Genomic DNA, 15,529 nt, shown 5'->3' with positions numbered 1-15,529 from the left:
GGCCATGGGTCGTCCGTCGCCGGGCCGCTGCGCCGAAGGCCGCCCTACGCGTGTGCCACGGTGCCGTCGGTCTGGAAACGACGGCTGGGCCGGTGGGGGTGGGCCGGGCGTGGCGGTGTCGGGGTCAGTGGCCGCCGTGGTGCTCGAGCAGTCGGGTGAGCAGGCGGGTCAGCTGGTCGCGCTCGGCGCTGGTCAGGGGTGCCAGCAGGTCGTCCTGGACGCGGGCGACGGTGTCGGCCATCCGGTGGGCTTCGTCGGCGCCGGCCTCGGTGAGGCTGATGACGTTGCGGCGGCGGTCGTCCGGGTCGGGGGCGCGTACCACGAGGCCCCGGGCGGCCAGGTCGTTGACGGCGGCCACCACGTCGCTGCGGTCGATGCCGCAGCGGCGTCCCAGGTCGGCTTGGCTCGCGGGTCCGCTCTCGGCCAGCGCGGCGAGGAGCCGGTAGTGGTAGCCGCGCAGGTCGTGCGTGGCGAAGCCGGCGCTGATGAGCCGGCCGGCGTGGGTGGCGACCTGGTTGAGCAGCCAGCTCGGGGTGGTCCGCAGCCCGGCGGGTGACTGCGGGGCGGTGGCGTCCATGGCGGCAGCCTACCAGTAATCGTTGGCACGACCCACGAATCGTGTTACGTTGGCTTCACCAACGTTGGTGAAGCCAACGTTTCAAAGGAGGCATCGTGTCCACTCTCAACGGTCAGGTCATCGGCCAGGCCCACTTCGCCACCCGGGCCCTGCTCGAACGCGCCGTCGCGCCCCTGGGCGTCGACTTCGGCCAGGTCCTCACGCTCAACGCCCTCGCCGCCGGCCCCGTCGCCCGCACGCGTCTCGTGCAGCGCATCGCCACCACCCGCAAGGTCGACGAGTCCGCCGTGCACGAGATGATCGCCAGCCTCGTCGACGCCGACCTGGCGCGGCTCGACGACACCGCCGACGACCCGCAGGTGCGGCTCACCGACGCCGGCCACGCCGCGCAGGCCCACGTCGCCGACGCCGTCGGGGGCATCACCGCCCGGCTGTACGGGGACCTCCCGGCCGCCGAGGCCGACGCCGCCGCCCGCGTCCTCACGCTCATCACCGAGCGGGCCAACGCCGAACTGGCGGGCATCGCCTGACGCCGAAAAGCGGTGCCGCGCGGGCGGTCAGAAGTAGTCGAGCAGCTGCGCCGGACCGCCAGCGCCCAACAGGTCCAGGGCCGCCGGATCGACACCGCCGGGGTGGTGCAGCAGACCGGCCTGCGCGACCGAGCGGGCGTGCGCCGCCCCGGCGTACAGCAGCGCGAACCCGCGGACGTCCAGCCGCAGGTCCGCCTCGCCGTCGATCCGGGTCAGCTCGGCGGCGCCGTCGGCGACAGCCAACCGCCATGCGCCGGTGTTCCAGTCGGCGAGCGGGTCGGTGAGGTGAAAGTCGACGGCGCCCCGGACATGGGCGGGCCAGCCCCGCGCGCTCACCGCGCGGGCCACGTCCACCGGCCGGTGCATCCACAGGTCCCGCTCGTGATCGCGGGCCGCCTCCAACGGCAGGTGGGCGCTGACGGCGTCGCCGTCGAGCGGGCACAGCCGCAGCGTCGGCGCGACGCTGGCCCAACTGCCCAGCACACCGACGAGTTCCCGGGCCGCGTCGGCGGTGACGGCCAGGGCCTCGTCGACGGTGAGCACCGAGTCGGCGCCGTAGCCGCGGCCCCGCTGCCAGGTGGCGTAGCCGACCAGGTCGCCATCGGCCTCGACGAGGGTCACACCGTCGCCGGGCAGCTCCCCCGTGGCGTTGAAGTGGTCGTACAGCTTCCCCTGGCGCGTCAGCATGCCGTTGCGGTGCCGGGTGACCCGCTCGTACAGGTCGGCGACGGCGGCCAGGTCGGCGGGCGTGCCGGCCCGCACGCTCAGGTGGGCGGCGGGCCGGTGCCGGGGCAGCGCGGCGGTGGCGAGGTTGACGGTGCGCAGCACCCCGGCGGCCTCCCAGCCGCAGGAGCGGTAGGGGGCGGCGATGGTCGGGTACAGGGCGCTGACCGCCGCGCCGCGTTCGTGGGCGCCGGCCAGCAGGGCGGTGAGCAGGGCACGGGCCACGCCCCGGCCCCGGGCCTCGGGGGCGACAGCCACCCCGGCGACGTCGGCCGCCGGTACGGCCCGACCGGACCACCACTGGTCGTGGTGCAGGTCGACGGCCTTGCCGACGAGGCGACCGGCGTCGTCGAACGCGCCGTGGCGGGTCATGCCGGGCACCACGACGCTCGTACTGGCGGGACGCTCCGGGTTGCCGCCGAACGCGAACCGGCTCAACTCCCAGGCGGCGTCGAGGTCGTCGGTGGTGAGTTCACGCACGTGCACAGTGGCGGGCATCGGGACAACCTAGCGGCACGGGTCCGCGCGGACCGCCGATTTTCCGGCACCGGCCGCGCGGCCGGCGTCGATCACGGAGTTGTGGTGGGTGACGAAGCTGCCTTCACTGCCCAAGTCGGGCACCACTACTTCATGATCGACGCCGGCGGTGTGCGCCTCGGCCGGTCAGTGCTGCGGGATGTTGGCCACCCCGATGCGCTTGCGGAACACCCAGTACGTCCACCCCTGGTAGGCCAGCACGATCGGGGTGAAGATCACCGCCACCCACGTCATGATCTTCAGGGTGTACGGGGTGGAGGCGGCGTTGGTGGTGGTCAGCGTGCCCGCCGCGTCCAGCGTGGACGGCATGACGTTCGGGAACAACGCCGCAAACAGGGTCGCCACGGCCAGGCCGATCGCCACCGCGGTGCCGGTGAAGGCCCAGCCCTCCCGGCGTACCCGGGCGGCGGCCAGAGCGCCGAGCAGGGCGAGGGCCGCGCCGACGGCGAGCACGACGGCGGCCGCGCTGGAGCGGATGCTCAACGTCCAGACCAGGAACCCGACCGCGAGCACCGCGGCGCCCGCGCCCAGGCGCACCGCGAGGGCGCCCGCGCGCTCGCGGATGTCGCCGGTGGTCTTGAGAGCGAGGAACACCGCGCCGTGGGTGAGGAACAGCGCGAGGGTGGTCGCGCCACCCAGCAGGGCGTACGGGTTGAGCAGGTCCAGCAGGCCGCCGACGTACTCGTGGTCGGCGTCCAGCGGCACGCCGCGCAGGATGTTGGCGAAGGCGACGCCCCACAGGATCGCCGGCACGAGCGACCCGACCACGATCGCGGTGTCCCAGCGGCGCTTCCAGGACGCCTCGGGACGCTTGTGCCGGTACTCGAAGGCCACGCCCCGGGCGATCAGGGCCAGCAGGATCAGCAGCAGCGGCAGGTAGAAGCCGGAGAAGAGGGTGGCGTACCACTCGGGGAAGGCGGCGAACATGGCGCCGCCGGCGGTGATCAACCAGACCTCGTTGCCGTCCCAGACCGGGCCGATGGTGTTGATCAGGACGCGGCGCTCCCGGTCGTCACGGCCGAGCACGGGCAGCAGCATGCCGACGCCGAAGTCGAAGCCCTCCAGGATGAAGTAGCCGGTGAACAGCACGGCGACGAGGAGAAACCAGATGGTGGTCAGGTCCACGATGGGCTCCGGGATCAGTAGGCGAAGGCGAGCGGGCGCTCGGCGTCGTCATGGGTGTCGTCGATGGGGTGCTCCTCGCTGACGTCGGGCACTCCCGCCCTGGCGTAGCGCAGCAGCAACTTGACCTCGATCACCGCGAGGGTGGCGTAGATCAGCGTGAAGGCGGTGAACGAGGTGAGCACCTCGGCCAGCGAGACGCTGCGGGACACGCCGTTGCGGGTGAGCATCTCGCCGAACACGATCCACGGCTGGCGGCCCATCTCGGTGAAGATCCAGCCGAAGGAGTTGGCCAGCAGCGGCAGCACCGGCATGGCCAGTCCGGCGCGCAGCAGCCACTTGCTGCTCGGGGTGCGGCCCTTGCGCTGGCTCCAGAGCACCAGCAGGGCGATCGCGGCGGCCGCCATCCCGAAGGCGATCATGAAGCGGAAGCTCCAGTAGGTGACCGGGATGATCGGGGTGTAGCTGCCCGCGCCGTACTGGGTGGCGTACTGGGCCTGCAGGTCGTTGATGCCGTGCACGGTGCCGTTCGGGTCGCCGGTGCCCAGGTACGACAGCAGGTACGGGATCTTGAGGGCGAACACCTCGCGGCTGCCGTCGAGGCTGCCGATGGTGAGTACGGAGAACGAGGCGGGGCTCTCGGTGGTGTAGAGGCCCTCGGCGGCGGCCATCTTCATCGGCTGCACGTCCGTCATGATCTTGCCCTGGATGTCGCCGGTGAACAGCACGGCGGCGGAGGCGACCAGGACGACCCAGGAGCCGAACTTGGTGGCGAAGCGGTACGCGCCGGTGTCGGCGGAGTCGCGGTTGCGGATCACGTGGTACAGGCCGACCGCCACGACCAGCGACCCGGCGACCAGGAATGAGCCGGCCAGGGTGTGCGGAAAGGTGATCAGGGCGACCTTGTTGGTCAAAACGGCCGGGAAGTCGGTCAGCTCGGCACGCCCGCTGTCCGGGTTGATCCGGAAGCCGACCGGGTTCTGCATGAACGAGTTCGCCGCGAGGATGAAGTACGCGGACAGGTTGGTGCCGATCGCGGCGGCCCAGATGCTGGCCAGGTGGGCGCGCTTGGGCAGCCGGTCCCAGCCGAAGATCCACAGGCCGATGAAGGTGGATTCGAGGAAGAACGCGACAAGCGCCTCGATCGCGAGGGGGGCGCCGAAGATGTCGCCGACGAAGCGGGAGTAGTCGCTCCAGTTCATGCCGAACTGGAACTCCTGCACGATGCCCGTGACCACGCCCATCGCGAAGTTGATCAGGAAGAGCTTGCCGTAGAACTTGGTGAGCTTGAGGTAGCGCTCGTTGCCGGTGCGGTGCCACATCGTCTGCAGGATGGCCACCAGCACGGACAGGCCGATGGTCAGCGGCACGAAGAGAAAGTGGTAGACGGTCGTGACACCGAACTGCCACCGGGCGACGTCCAACGCGTCCACCTGTTACCCCCAGCTATGCGTACTACGAGACGTAGTAAATACTACTGCTCGTCGTAGAGAATGCGGCAGGGCCGGGCGGCCCAAAGCGGCCCGGGACCAATGACCCTGATCACCCCGGGCATCCGGCCGACCCGCCCGCGCCACCGGGCCGTCGCGTGCGACGATGGCGCGCTGATGAACACCGCGCACTCCCCCTGGCAGCCGCCACTGATCTGGCGTGCGGCCCTCGTGCTGGCCCGCGTCCTGGTCGGCCTGCTCGCCCGCCTCGAGGTCACCGGCGACGTCCCCGCGCACCTGCGCCGCGGCCCGCTCGTGCTGGCCGCCAACCACATCAGCCCGTTCGACCCCGTGGTGATGATCGCCGCCTGCCAGAACCGCGGCGTCGCCCCACGGATCATGGCGACCGCCGGACTGTTCCGCGCCCCGGTGCTCGGAGCCGCCATGCGCCACGCCGGGCACATCCGGGTCGACCGGGGCACCAGCGCCGTGCACCGGGCCCTCGACGACGCCGCCACCGCCGTGGCGGCGGGCTCGGTGATCCTCATCTACCCCGAGGGACGCATCGGCCTGGACCCCGGCATGTGGCCCGAACGCGGCAAGACCGGTGTCGCCCGACTCGCCCTGGCCTGTGGCGCCCCCGTCATCCCGGTGGCCCAGTGGGGCGCGCACGAGGTGCTGCCCTACCGGGCGCCCAAGGGAATGCTGCGCGGCGTCGCCCGCGCGCTGTGGCGCCGCCCGGTGATCCGGGTGCACTTCGGCACGCCCGTCGACCTGGGCGAGGTGAGCGCCGTGAACCCCGGTGCCGCCCGCCGGGCCACCGACCGGATCATCGACGCGCTCACCGACGCCCTCGCGCCGCTGCGCCCCGACGAACCCGACCTGCCTCGGCACGTCGACCCCGGCCGCCCGAGCGACCCCAGTCGCGCGCACCGCCGCCGGTTGGGCTGAGCGCGGCGTCGTCGACGCGGCCGTGCACTGTGACGCCTGACAATTTGAGCGATTGTCAGAAACTTGTCTACGATGTCTACCGTGGACACGCTGGAACTGCTGCACGAGAACCCGAAGCACAATGCCGTCCTGGAGGCGGCGGTCGCCGTGTTCGGACGGTTCGGATTCCAGAAGGCCTCCATGGAGGCGGTCGCCAGAGCCGCCGGCATCTCCCGACCCGGCCTCTACCTGATGTTCCCCAACAAGGAGCAGTTGTACCGCGCCACCATGCAGGGCGTCCTGGAGCGGGCCCAGCGGGCCATGCAAGCGCGCCTGGCCGACCAGTCGCTGAGCTTCGACGAGCGGATCGTGGCGGGAATCGACGCGCTGATGGGTCCGTACATCGAAAACCCGGTGGCCCGCGACCTCAACGAACTGCTGGAGAACAGCCGGTCCCAACTGGGCTCGATGCTCGACGACTACGAGAGCAAGGCACAGGCCACGCTGAGCGCCTACATTGCCGAACACGCCCCACCCGGCCTGCTCGAGGCCGACCTCACCGCGCACGACGTGATGGACCTGCTGCTGTCCGCCGCGATCACCTGGAAGGCGACCTCCAGCAGCCGGGACCAGTACCGCGACCGGATCCGCCGCAGCCTGCGACTGATCCACCGCCCGGCGCGCTGAGCGCTGGCGCGGGGCCGGACGACCACCGACCGACGAATGTCGCCGGCAGGCCACCGCAGGTCCACCGGCGGCAGGCATACTGCCTCGCGTGCTGAACCGATTCGGCTTCCTGGACGCGCCCGCGCCGCTGGCGTTCGCCCACCGCGGCGGCGCGGCCGACGGCGACGAGAACACCACCGAGGCGTTCGCCCGGGCCATCGGGCTGGGCTACCGGTACGTGGAGACCGACGTGCACGCCACCGCCGACGGCGTCGCGGTGATCTTCCACGACCCGACGCTTGAGCGCGTCACCGGCGAGCCGGGGCGCATCGCCGAGATGAGCTGGGCCGACCTCGCCTCGGTACGCGTCGGCGGCGCGGCCGTCGTACCCCGGCTCGACGAGGTGCTGGGCGCCTGGCCGCAGGTCCGCTTCAACATCGACGTCAAGGCCGACGGCGGCGTCGCGCCGACGGTCGCGACGGTGACCCGGGCAGGCGCCGCCGACCGGGTGCTGCTCGCCTCGTTCAGCGACGCCCGCCTGATGCGGCTGCGGGCTCTGACCGAGGGCCGTGTCGCCACCAGCCTCGGCATGCGCGGCGTGGCCCGGCTGCGGCTCGCCTCCCTGCACGGAAGGCCACTGCGACTGCCGCCGTCGGTGGTCGCCGCGCAGGTGCCACCCCGTTACGGGCGGGTGCCGGTGGTGGACCGCCGTTTCCTCGACTACTGCCACCGACTCGGCCTGCAGGTGCACGTCTGGACGATCGACGAACCCGACCAGATGCACGACTTACTGGATCGTGGTGTGGATGGCATCATGACCGATCACGTCGGCGTGCTGCGCGACGTCTACCGCAGCCGCGGCCACTGGGCCGCCTGAGCGTCGAAGGACCTTCGATGGCCGAGACCGTGACCCCCACGGTGGACGACACCCCGCCCCCGGCGAGCACCCGCCGGGAGCGGCGCGGCTGGTACATCTACGACTGGGCGAACTCGGCGTTCCAGACCACGGTGATCACCGTGTTCCTCGGCCCGTTCCTGACCACCGTCGCCGAGCTGGCCGCCGGCTGCGAGCTGGGCGCGGACACCTGCGACGGGTACGTGCACCCGCTGGGCATCCGGGTGGCGGCCGGGTCCTACTACCCGTACCTGATCTCGCTGTCGGTGTTCCTGACCGTGTTCGTGCTGCCGGTCATCGGGGCGATCGCCGACCGGTCCGCGCACAAGAAGCGGCTGCTCGGCGGTGCCGCGTTCACCGGCGCCGCCGCGACCATCGCGATGGCCTTCGTCACCGGCGACCGCTACCTGCTCGGCGGGGCGCTGTTCCTGATCGCCAACATCTCCTTCGGCGCCGCGATCGTGGTCTACAACTCGTTCCTGCCGCAGCTCGGCGGCCCCGACGAACGCGACGGCATCTCCAGCCGCGGCTGGGCGCTGGGCTACCTGGGCGGTGGCGTGCTGCTGGCGCTGAACCTGGTCGCGGTCACCCTGCTCAGCGAGGACGACAACCCGCAGCGCACCCTCGACCTGGCCCGCTGGTCGATCGTCTCCGCAGGGGTGTGGTGGGCGGTGTTCACGCTGGTGCCCCTGCGGTGGCTGCGCGAACGCCCCAGCGCGGCGGCCCTGGTGGCGCGCGGCAACGTGCTCACCGACGGGTTCCGGCAGCTCGGCCACACCCTGCGCGAGGTCAAGGCGTACCCGCTGACGTTGTTCTTCCTGCTCGCGTTCCTGGTCTACAACGACGGCATCCAGACCGTCATCACCCTCGCCAGCCAGTACGGCACCGAGGAGCTGCGCCTGGAGCAGGGCACCCTGATCGTCACGATCCTGCTGGTGCAGTTCCTCGCCTTCGGGGGCGCGTTGGGCCTCGGCGCCCTGGCCCGGCGCATCGGCGCGTGGAAGACCGTGCTGCTGAGCCTGGTGCTGTGGACCGGTGTGATCCTCGGCGCGTTCCGGCTGCCGGCCGAGGCGCCGGTGCCGTTCATGATCCTCGGCGCGGCCATCGGCCTGGTCCTGGGCGGCAGCCAGGCGCTGAGCCGTTCGCTGTTCAGCCAGCTCATCCCCACCGGCAAGGAGGGCGAGTACTACGGCTTCTACGAAATCAGCGACAAGGGCACCAGCTGGCTCGGCCCGCTCGCGTTCGGCCTGGTGTTCCAGCTCACCGCCTCGTACCGGGTGGGCCTGGTCTCACTGCTGATCTTCTTCGTGGTCGGGTTCCTGCTCCTGGCCGCCGTGCCGATCCGGCGGGCCATCGTCGCCGCCGGCAACACCCCACCCCGGGTGCTCTGAGCACCCGTCCCGCACCGGACAGATCCGGGTCGGTCGATCGGCTAGGCTGCCCGACCGTGACTCACGACGCCGCTGCCGCACCGACCTGCCTGGCCCACCCGTTCCCCGGCCAGCCGCACGCTCCGGCGGGGTGCGCGGCGGCGCGGGGGCTCGACGGGCGGCCGGTGCACGCGGCGGCGTTGAAGTTCTTCTGGGGGCCGATGGACTGCGGCAAGTCCACCATGGCGTTGCAGATGAACTACAACCACGCCCGGCAGGGCCGGCGCGGGCTGGTCACCACCCGCATCGACAGGTCGCTGGGCCCGCAGGTCACCACCCGCATCGGCCTGGCCCACGAGGCCATCGAGGTCACCGACGACCTGGACCTGCGGGCTCTCGTGCGGGGCCGGTGGGCCGACGGGGTACGCGTCGACTACCTGATCTGCGACGAGGCCTGCTTCTACACCGTGGAGCACGTCGAGCAGATGGCCGAGCTGGTGGACAGCTACGACGTGGACGTGTTCGCGTTCGGCCTCGCCACCGACTTCCGGTCCCGCGTGTTCCCCGCCGCGCAGCGCCTGTTCGAGCTGGCCGACGAGGTGGCCCGCATCCAGGTCGAGGTGCTGTGCTGGTGCGGCCGGGAAGGGCTGCTCAACGCGCGCGTCGTGGACGGGCGGGTGGTGCGCGAGGGCGCGCAGGTCGTCATCGGCGACACCGTGGAGACCGCCGACGTGCGCTACCAGGTGCTGTGCCGCCGGCACTACCGCAGCGGTGACCTCGGCCCCCGCGACTGAGACGCCCGCCGACCCGACATCCAGTCGGCCACGATCACCGCGACGGTGACCAGCAGCGCCGCGCCGGCGGCCACCGCGACCTGCGTGCCCAGCGCGACCGCTGCGGGGATCAACGCGAGCAGCACCAGCGTCGCCGTGACCCGGCCCGCCACCCCGGCGAAGCCCAGCACCATCTGGTAGGCGGCGTGCCCAGCCAGGAACAACGCCGGGCCGCCGAGGACGACAAGCGCGTCCGCCCACCCGAGGGCGTGACCGGGGGCGTGCAGCAGCCGTTCGTCGCCGACCGCGGTGACCACGATGCCGCCCACCATCACCGGGTGCAGGTAGTTGAACACCAGCCGCGACAGTCGCCCGGCCCGCTCACCCGCATCGGCCAGGGCCCGCATGACGGCGTCCGCCCGGTCGAAGTACACCCACCACAGGGCCACCGACCCGGCGAAGGCGAGCAGGAACGCGAAGACGCCCACCCGGTCCAGGCGCTGCGTCAGCGTCCCCCCGGTGACGAGGATCGACTCCCCCAGCGCGATGAGGACGAACGCCTGACAGCGCTCGGCGAGGTGCCCACCCTCCACCTGCCAGCGTTCGGGGGTGCTGCGGCCCAGACCGGGCACCGGGAACCCGGTCGCCAGCCCGAGCGCGTCGACGGCGATCACGCCGATCCAGATCAGCTCCCGGGCCGGGCTCTGCGTCAGGCCGCCGACGAGGGCCAACACTCCGGTGGCGGTGATCCAGACGACGCACTGGCGGAAACTGTCACTGACCCACCGTTGACCACGGATGGCCCACATGGCGAAGAGCGTCCGACCGATCTGCACCGCCGCGTACGCGCCGGCGAAGAGCAGTCCGTCGCCACCGAACGCGGTGGGCAGCGCCGCCGCGAGCAGCAGACTGCCCAGCGTCACCACCAGCAGCGTGGCGCGTACCGGCGCCCGGTCCGGGCGCAGCCAGTTGCCCATCCAGACGGTGTAGATCCAGACCAGCCAGACGATGCCCAGCAACACCGCGGTACGTCCGACGCCCGGCCAGTCGAGGTGCTCGCTGAGGTACCGGGACAACTGGGTGATCGTGAAGACGTAGACCAGGTCGAAGAAGAGTTCGGTGGACGTGGTCCGCTCCACACCGCGACGCGGCCGCAGCAACCGCGGGTGGACCGGCCCGGAGCGGGTCACGGCGCAGCCCGCCGTACCCGGAGCCGGTCGGCGATGATCACGGCGACGGTCACCGCCACCGCCGCCGTGGCGCACGCCGCGACGGGCGCCGCCAGGGCCACACCGACAGGTATCGCGGCCAGCAGCACCAGCACCGCGGCGATCCGGCTGCTCGGCACCGCCCGCCACAGCACCGCCTTGTAGGCGGCGTGCCCGGCGAGAAACAGCGCCGGGCCGCCCAGGATGAACAGGGCGTCGACGGTGGTGGCCGCCGCGCCGGGGGCGCGCAGCAGCCGCTCGTCGCCCGCCGAGGTGACGACGATGCCGGCGACCATCACCGGGTGCAGGTAGTTGAACGCGAGCCGACTCAGCGCCCCGGTACGCGTGCCGGCGCGGGCGATGACCTCCGTCGCGGCCGAGGCCGACCGGGCGAAGTACACCCACCACAGCGCCACCGAACCCGCGAACGCCACCACGAACGCCCCCGACGTCACCAGGTCCACGTGCGACGTGAGGGTGCTGCCGGTGACCAGGATCGATTCGCCGAGCGCGATCAGGACGAACGCCGCGCAGCGTTCGGCCAGGTGCCCACCCTCCACCATCCACCGCTCGGGGCGGCTGCGTTCCCGCCCTGGCAGCGGGTAGCCGATCGACAGGCCGACGACATCGAGCACGATCACCGCCGCCCACACCACCTCCCGGGCCGGGGTGTCCACCAGGCCGCCGACCACCACGAGCACCGACGTGGCGCCGATCCACGGCAGCGACTTCTGGAACCCGTCGACCAACCACGGGCTGCCCTGCGTCGCCCACAACGCGAACATGGTCCGGCCCACCTGCACGCTCACGTAGACCACCGCGAAGAGCAGGCCGGTCCCGGCGAACGCCTGCGGGATCGCCGCCGACAGCAGCAGGCTGCCGAGCGTCACCCCGATCAGCATCGCCCGCACCGGGCCCTGGTCCGGTTGCAGCCAGTTGGTCACCCAGGTGGTGTAGACCCAGACGAACCAGACCAGCGCCAGCAGCAGCGCGGTACGGGCGGCGCCACGCCAGTCCGGGTGCTCGATCAGGTAGTGCGACACCTGCGTGATCGTGAAGATGAAGACCAGGTCGAAGAACAGCTCGGTCGAGGTGGTCGGCTCGACCCCCTGCCGCCCGCGCAGCAACCTGGGATGCGTCAGGTCGGCGACCGGCGGCTCAGAAGGGGTCACCGCACACCCGCCAGTCGCCGTTCTCACGGACCACCGGCAGGCGCCGTTCCTCAGTGATGCCGCCGTCGCGGGTCAACCGCACCGTCACCGTGCCGCGCGGTCGCCCGCCCTTGGTGGCCACCGACACGTCGGTGATCTCGTAGTCGGTCACCATCGGTGGCGTCCGCACCCAACTGGTGAACCCGATGGCGCTCCACCGGGTCCGCGCGTCCGAGCAGAGCTTCTCGTACGCCTGGTCGCTGTCGCCGAGGGTCACCTCGCTCAGGAAACCGTCGGCGGTCTCCCGGATCGGGCCGGCGGCCTGCCGCACCGTCTGCAGGTTCCACGCCCCCAGCCCGGCCACCCCGACGCAGCACAGCGCCATGCCGAACCCGGCGAACGCCAGCCCGGTGCGCATCGGGCGGTGCCGCCGGGCCGGTCGGCTCCACGACTGGCCGGCACCCACGACTACCGACCGTAGAGAACACCGTCGCGGTGAGGCAGGACAAGCGGGAAACTGGGTGTGCTCGAGGCACTGTTCGCGGCGGTGACGCATCGTCTACCGTCGGCGCACACCCCCAGCAGCGCCAGGAGTCGATCGATGAGCCGCTTCGTGCAGCCGGTACCACCCCCCGCCGACCCGTACGCCGGGGACGCCCTGCTGCGATCCTGGCTGGAGCGTCACCTCGGCCCGGCCGGACACGCGGCCGCCAAGAGTCGCCTCGCCGACCTGGCCGCCGAGGTCACCGGGCCGCTGCGCGCGGCGCACACCGACGCCGAGGCGCACCCGCCGACGCTGGTCCGCTACGACCCGTGGGGCGCGCGGATCGACCGGATCGAGGTGTCCGCCGGCTGGCAGGCGCAGCGGGCCGCCGCCGCCCGGCACGCCGTGGTGGCGCTGCCCTACCTGCCCGACGCGCGGGGCACCTGGGGCGCCGCCGCACGGGTCGTGCAACACGCGCTGCTGCACCTGTACGGGCCGGAGTCGGCGACGTTCTCCTGCCCGGTGGCGATGGCCGACGGGGCGGCGGCGCTGCTCAGCATGCCGGACGTCGACGCCGGGATCCGCGACGCGTGGCTGCCCCGGCTGATCTCCACGGACCCGGCCACGGCGATCACCAGTGGGCAGTGGATGACCGAGGCGCAGGGCGGCTCGGACCTGGGCCGATCGAGCACGGTGGGCCGGCCGGCGGCGGACGGGTCCTGGCGGCTGACCGGCGAGAAGTGGTTCTGCTCCGCCGCCGACGCGGCGATGGCTGTCGCGCTGGCCCGCCCCGACGGCGCTGGGCGGGGCAGCCGGGTGCTCGCCCCGTTCCTCGTCCCCCGGTACGCGGTCGACTCGCCGCTGGCCATCGGCGCGGCGCCGGACGCGCCCGCCCCCGGCGTGACAGTGCACCGGCTCAAGGACAAGCTCGGCACCCGGGCGCTGCCGACCGCCGAGATCGGCCTGCACGACGCGTACGCGCTGCCGTTGGGTGACCCGGCGGTGCCCGGCCTGGTCCGGGCGATGACCCTGGTCGTGGTGACCCGGGTGCACAACGCCGCCGCCGCGGCCGGCGGAATGCGACGGGGGCTCGCCTACGCCCGCGCGTACGCCGACGCGCGGCACGTGGCGGGCGGCGCGTTGGCGTCCTCGCCGTTGCACCGCGCCACGCTGGGCACCCTCGCGGTCGACGCGGCGGGCGCGTTCGCCCTCGCGGGACACGCGTTCGCGCTGCTCGGGCGGGTCGAGGTCGGCGCCGACCCGGAGGCTGCGGCGGAGCTGCGCATCGTGGCGCCACTGGCGAAGCTGGCCACCGGTCGGCTCGCCGTCAGCTCGGCCAGTGAGTACGTGGAGAGCTTCGGCGGCGCGGGCTACGTGGAGGACACCGGCGTGCCCCGGCTGCTGCGCGACGCGCAGGTGCTGCCGATCTGGGAGGGCACCACAAACGTGCTGGCCCTGGACGTGCTGCGCGCGCTGAGCCGCGAGGACGCCGGGACGCCCCTGCTGAGCCGCCTCGGCGCCGCCGTCGACCTGGCCCGGCCGCTGTCGCCCGCGCTGGCCGACACCCTCGCCGGGGCCGCCGGGCAGCTGCGCGACACCATCGCGGCGGTGACGGCCGACCCGGGCGCGGCGGCGGTGCTCGCGGGCGCCCGCGGCCTGGCGCTGCGCCTGGCGTACGCGCTGACCGCCGCCCTGCTCGTGGAGCACGCCGCGTGGGGTGACGAGCAGGCGGAGCTGGCCGCCCGGCTGTGGGCGCGGCGGTGGCTGCGGCACGAGGACATCGCCGAGGACGCCCACCACCACCTGGACCTGCTCTGCTGAGCGTCGCCAGGCCTAAATCGAGGAACCGCCGACGTACCTGACACTGGTTGGCAGGTACGTCGGCGCAGACTGCCGGCATGACAACAACCGCCGACCTCGCGATGGTCAACCTGGACAGCTCCGACCCGGCCGCGCACGCCGCCTTCTACCACCGGGCGTTGGGCTGGGAGATCACCCACAGCCAAGCCGAGTACGCCATGATCAGCGGCGGTGGCGCCTCCATCGGCTTCGGCCTGGTCGAGGGCTACCAGCCGCCGTCCTGGCCGGACCCGACCGGGCAGAAGCGCTACCACCTGGACCTCTACGTCGACGACCTGGCCGTGGCCGAGAAGGAGTTCGTCGCCGCCGGCGCGTCGAAGCCGGAGTTCCAACCCGGCGGCGACAAGTGGGTGGTGCTCCTGGACCCGATCGGGCAGCCGTTCTGCATCTGCCCCCGCCCGCAGAGCTGAGCCGCGGGCGCGGCTTTCAGCGCAGCGGGCCTCGGGCCACCGCCGCGCGCATGGCCGCGGGGTCGCCGACCGGGACGTACTCCAGCCACCAGGTGGCCCCGGCGGCGGCCACCTCGCGCAGGTGGGCGCGTTCGGCGCGCTCGTCGGGGCGGCGGCGTCGCCCGCCGATCGCCACGTCGAACGGCTGACCGTCGGCCCGGGTCGGCGGCATGGCCGCGACCAGGTCCCGGACCTCGTCGGGGGTGAAGTCGGCCCAGCCGTCGGTGTCGGTGAGCTTGTACGGAACGATGCCGTCGGCGCGGGCCGCGCGGCGTCGCACCGCCCCGGCCTGGGTGCTGCCGCCGACCCAGACCGGCACCCGGGGCGACTGCACGGGCGGTGGCCGCAGCGCCACGTTCTCGGCGCGGTAGTGGGCGCCCCGATGGTCGACACGCTCACCGCCGAGCAGGCCGGTCAGCAGGTCGAGGCCCTCGTCGAGCATCGCGGCGCGCACGGCCGTCTCGGTCGGCTCGCCGAACGCGACCAGGCCCCGGTCGCCGGGGTCGCCGACGCCAACCGCCACTGTGGCTCGGCCCGCGCTCAGGTGATCGAGCGTCAGCACCTCGCGGGCCAGCTTCGCCGGACGGCGCCGGGGCAGCGCGGTGACCGTGGTGCCCAGGCGCACCCGCTCGGTGCGCCCGGCGATCGCGCCGAGCACCAACCACGGGTCGTAGGTGAACGGGTCGTCGCCGGAGTAGTGGATCAGGTAATCCTCCAGGAACACCCCGTCCCATCCGGCGTTCTCGGCAAGCTCACCCAGCTCGACCAGGGTGGTCACCGAGACGTCGCCGCCACCGCAGGGGATCTCCAGACCGTGTCTCATC

General features: G+C 72.6%; 16 protein-coding genes. 8 read left to right on the top strand and 8 right to left on the bottom strand.

Annotated elements, in window-relative coordinates; translation table 11 throughout:
* Positions 1–124: 124 nt before the first annotated feature.
* Positions 125–577 carry a MarR family transcriptional regulator gene (locus AB0B97_RS04335; protein WP_357490506.1) on the bottom strand — a complete coding sequence of 151 codons (453 nt, stop codon included), beginning with the start codon at positions 575–577 and terminating at the stop codon, positions 125–127.
* A 95-nt stretch (positions 578–672) separates the two neighbouring features.
* Between AB0B97_RS04335 and AB0B97_RS04330 the strand changes: the two genes are divergently transcribed.
* On the top strand, positions 673–1,107 hold the full coding sequence (locus tag AB0B97_RS04330; RefSeq protein WP_357490504.1) for a hypothetical protein: 435 nt from the start codon (positions 673–675) through the stop codon (positions 1,105–1,107).
* A 27-nt stretch (positions 1,108–1,134) separates the two neighbouring features.
* On the opposite strand, the gene AB0B97_RS04325 is transcribed toward AB0B97_RS04330, so the two are convergent.
* The 3 genes from AB0B97_RS04325 to AB0B97_RS04315 all read right to left on the bottom strand — a co-directional run bounded on the left by AB0B97_RS04325 (position 1,135) and on the right by AB0B97_RS04315 (position 4,922).
* Positions 1,135–2,328, bottom strand: a complete 1,194-nt coding sequence (locus AB0B97_RS04325; protein ID WP_357490503.1) for a GNAT family N-acetyltransferase — start codon at positions 2,326–2,328, stop codon at positions 1,135–1,137.
* Positions 2,329–2,493: 165 nt separating this feature from the next.
* Entirely contained in the window at positions 2,494–3,492 is a 999-nt protein-coding gene (cydB, locus tag AB0B97_RS04320; protein ID WP_357490502.1) for a cytochrome d ubiquinol oxidase subunit II, read from the bottom strand.
* A gap of 14 nt (positions 3,493–3,506) precedes the next feature.
* Entirely contained in the window at positions 3,507–4,922 is a 1,416-nt protein-coding gene (locus AB0B97_RS04315) for a cytochrome ubiquinol oxidase subunit I (protein ID WP_234586262.1), read from the bottom strand.
* A gap of 174 nt (positions 4,923–5,096) precedes the next feature.
* Between AB0B97_RS04315 and AB0B97_RS04310 the strand changes: the two genes are divergently transcribed.
* The 5 genes from AB0B97_RS04310 to AB0B97_RS04290 all read left to right on the top strand — a co-directional run bounded on the left by AB0B97_RS04310 (position 5,097) and on the right by AB0B97_RS04290 (position 9,574).
* Positions 5,097–5,870, top strand: a complete 774-nt coding sequence (locus tag AB0B97_RS04310) for a lysophospholipid acyltransferase family protein (RefSeq protein ID WP_234586340.1) — start codon at positions 5,097–5,099, stop codon at positions 5,868–5,870.
* 81 nt (positions 5,871–5,951) lie between these two features.
* Positions 5,952–6,536 (top strand): TetR/AcrR family transcriptional regulator, encoded by a 585-nt coding sequence (locus tag AB0B97_RS04305; RefSeq protein ID WP_357490500.1) that lies wholly within the window; start codon positions 5,952–5,954, stop codon positions 6,534–6,536.
* Between the two features lie 88 nt (positions 6,537–6,624).
* Positions 6,625–7,392, top strand: coding sequence for a glycerophosphodiester phosphodiesterase (locus tag AB0B97_RS04300; protein ID WP_234586267.1), 768 nt, complete (start codon positions 6,625–6,627; stop codon positions 7,390–7,392).
* 17 nt (positions 7,393–7,409) lie between these two features.
* Positions 7,410–8,801 carry an MFS transporter gene (locus tag AB0B97_RS04295; protein ID WP_357490499.1) on the top strand — a complete coding sequence of 464 codons (1,392 nt, stop codon included), beginning with the start codon at positions 7,410–7,412 and terminating at the stop codon, positions 8,799–8,801.
* 164 nt (positions 8,802–8,965) lie between these two features.
* A complete protein-coding gene (locus AB0B97_RS04290; RefSeq protein ID WP_357490628.1) occupies positions 8,966–9,574 on the top strand; it encodes a thymidine kinase in 609 nt (202 codons plus the stop codon).
* Here AB0B97_RS04290 and AB0B97_RS04285 read toward each other — a convergent pair.
* The 3 genes from AB0B97_RS04285 to AB0B97_RS04275 are packed head-to-tail and all read right to left on the bottom strand — an operon-like array spanning position 9,541 to position 12,330.
* On the bottom strand, positions 9,541–10,692 hold the full coding sequence (locus AB0B97_RS04285) for a low temperature requirement protein A (protein ID WP_357490497.1): 1,152 nt from the start codon (positions 10,690–10,692) through the stop codon (positions 9,541–9,543). The two genes, AB0B97_RS04290 and AB0B97_RS04285, sit on opposite strands and share 34 nt — an antisense overlap.
* Positions 10,693–10,739: 47 nt before the next feature.
* Positions 10,740–11,933: a low temperature requirement protein A gene (locus AB0B97_RS04280; RefSeq protein WP_357490495.1), complete on the bottom strand. Its 1,194-nt coding sequence runs from the start codon at positions 11,931–11,933 to the stop codon at positions 10,740–10,742.
* Positions 11,920–12,330, bottom strand: coding sequence for a hypothetical protein (locus AB0B97_RS04275; protein WP_357490626.1), 411 nt, complete (start codon positions 12,328–12,330; stop codon positions 11,920–11,922). The genes AB0B97_RS04280 and AB0B97_RS04275 overlap by 14 nt, the downstream gene beginning before the upstream one ends.
* Before the next feature lie 183 nt (positions 12,331–12,513).
* On the opposite strand from AB0B97_RS04275, the gene AB0B97_RS04270 reads away from it, so the two are divergent.
* Both AB0B97_RS04270 and AB0B97_RS04265 read left to right on the top strand, forming a co-directional pair.
* Positions 12,514–14,217 carry an acyl-CoA dehydrogenase family protein gene (locus AB0B97_RS04270; protein ID WP_357490493.1) on the top strand — a complete coding sequence of 568 codons (1,704 nt, stop codon included), beginning with the start codon at positions 12,514–12,516 and terminating at the stop codon, positions 14,215–14,217.
* Between the two features lie 77 nt (positions 14,218–14,294).
* The gene (locus AB0B97_RS04265) at positions 14,295–14,666 is read left to right on the top strand and encodes a VOC family protein (RefSeq protein WP_357490491.1); all 372 of its coding nucleotides are present in this window, start codon (positions 14,295–14,297) and stop codon (positions 14,664–14,666) included.
* A 16-nt stretch (positions 14,667–14,682) separates the two neighbouring features.
* Here AB0B97_RS04265 and AB0B97_RS04260 read toward each other — a convergent pair whose 3' ends face one another.
* Positions 14,683–15,528, bottom strand: coding sequence for an LLM class flavin-dependent oxidoreductase (locus AB0B97_RS04260; protein ID WP_357490489.1), 846 nt, complete (start codon positions 15,526–15,528; stop codon positions 14,683–14,685).
* Position 15,529 lies beyond the last annotated feature (1 nt).

Source organism: Micromonospora sp. NPDC049004, assembly GCF_040649315.1.
Lineage (GTDB): Bacteria > Actinomycetota > Actinomycetes > Mycobacteriales > Micromonosporaceae > Micromonospora.
The sequence above is the reverse complement of the archived record's forward strand: the minus strand, read 5'-3'. Positions and strand labels throughout refer to the sequence as shown.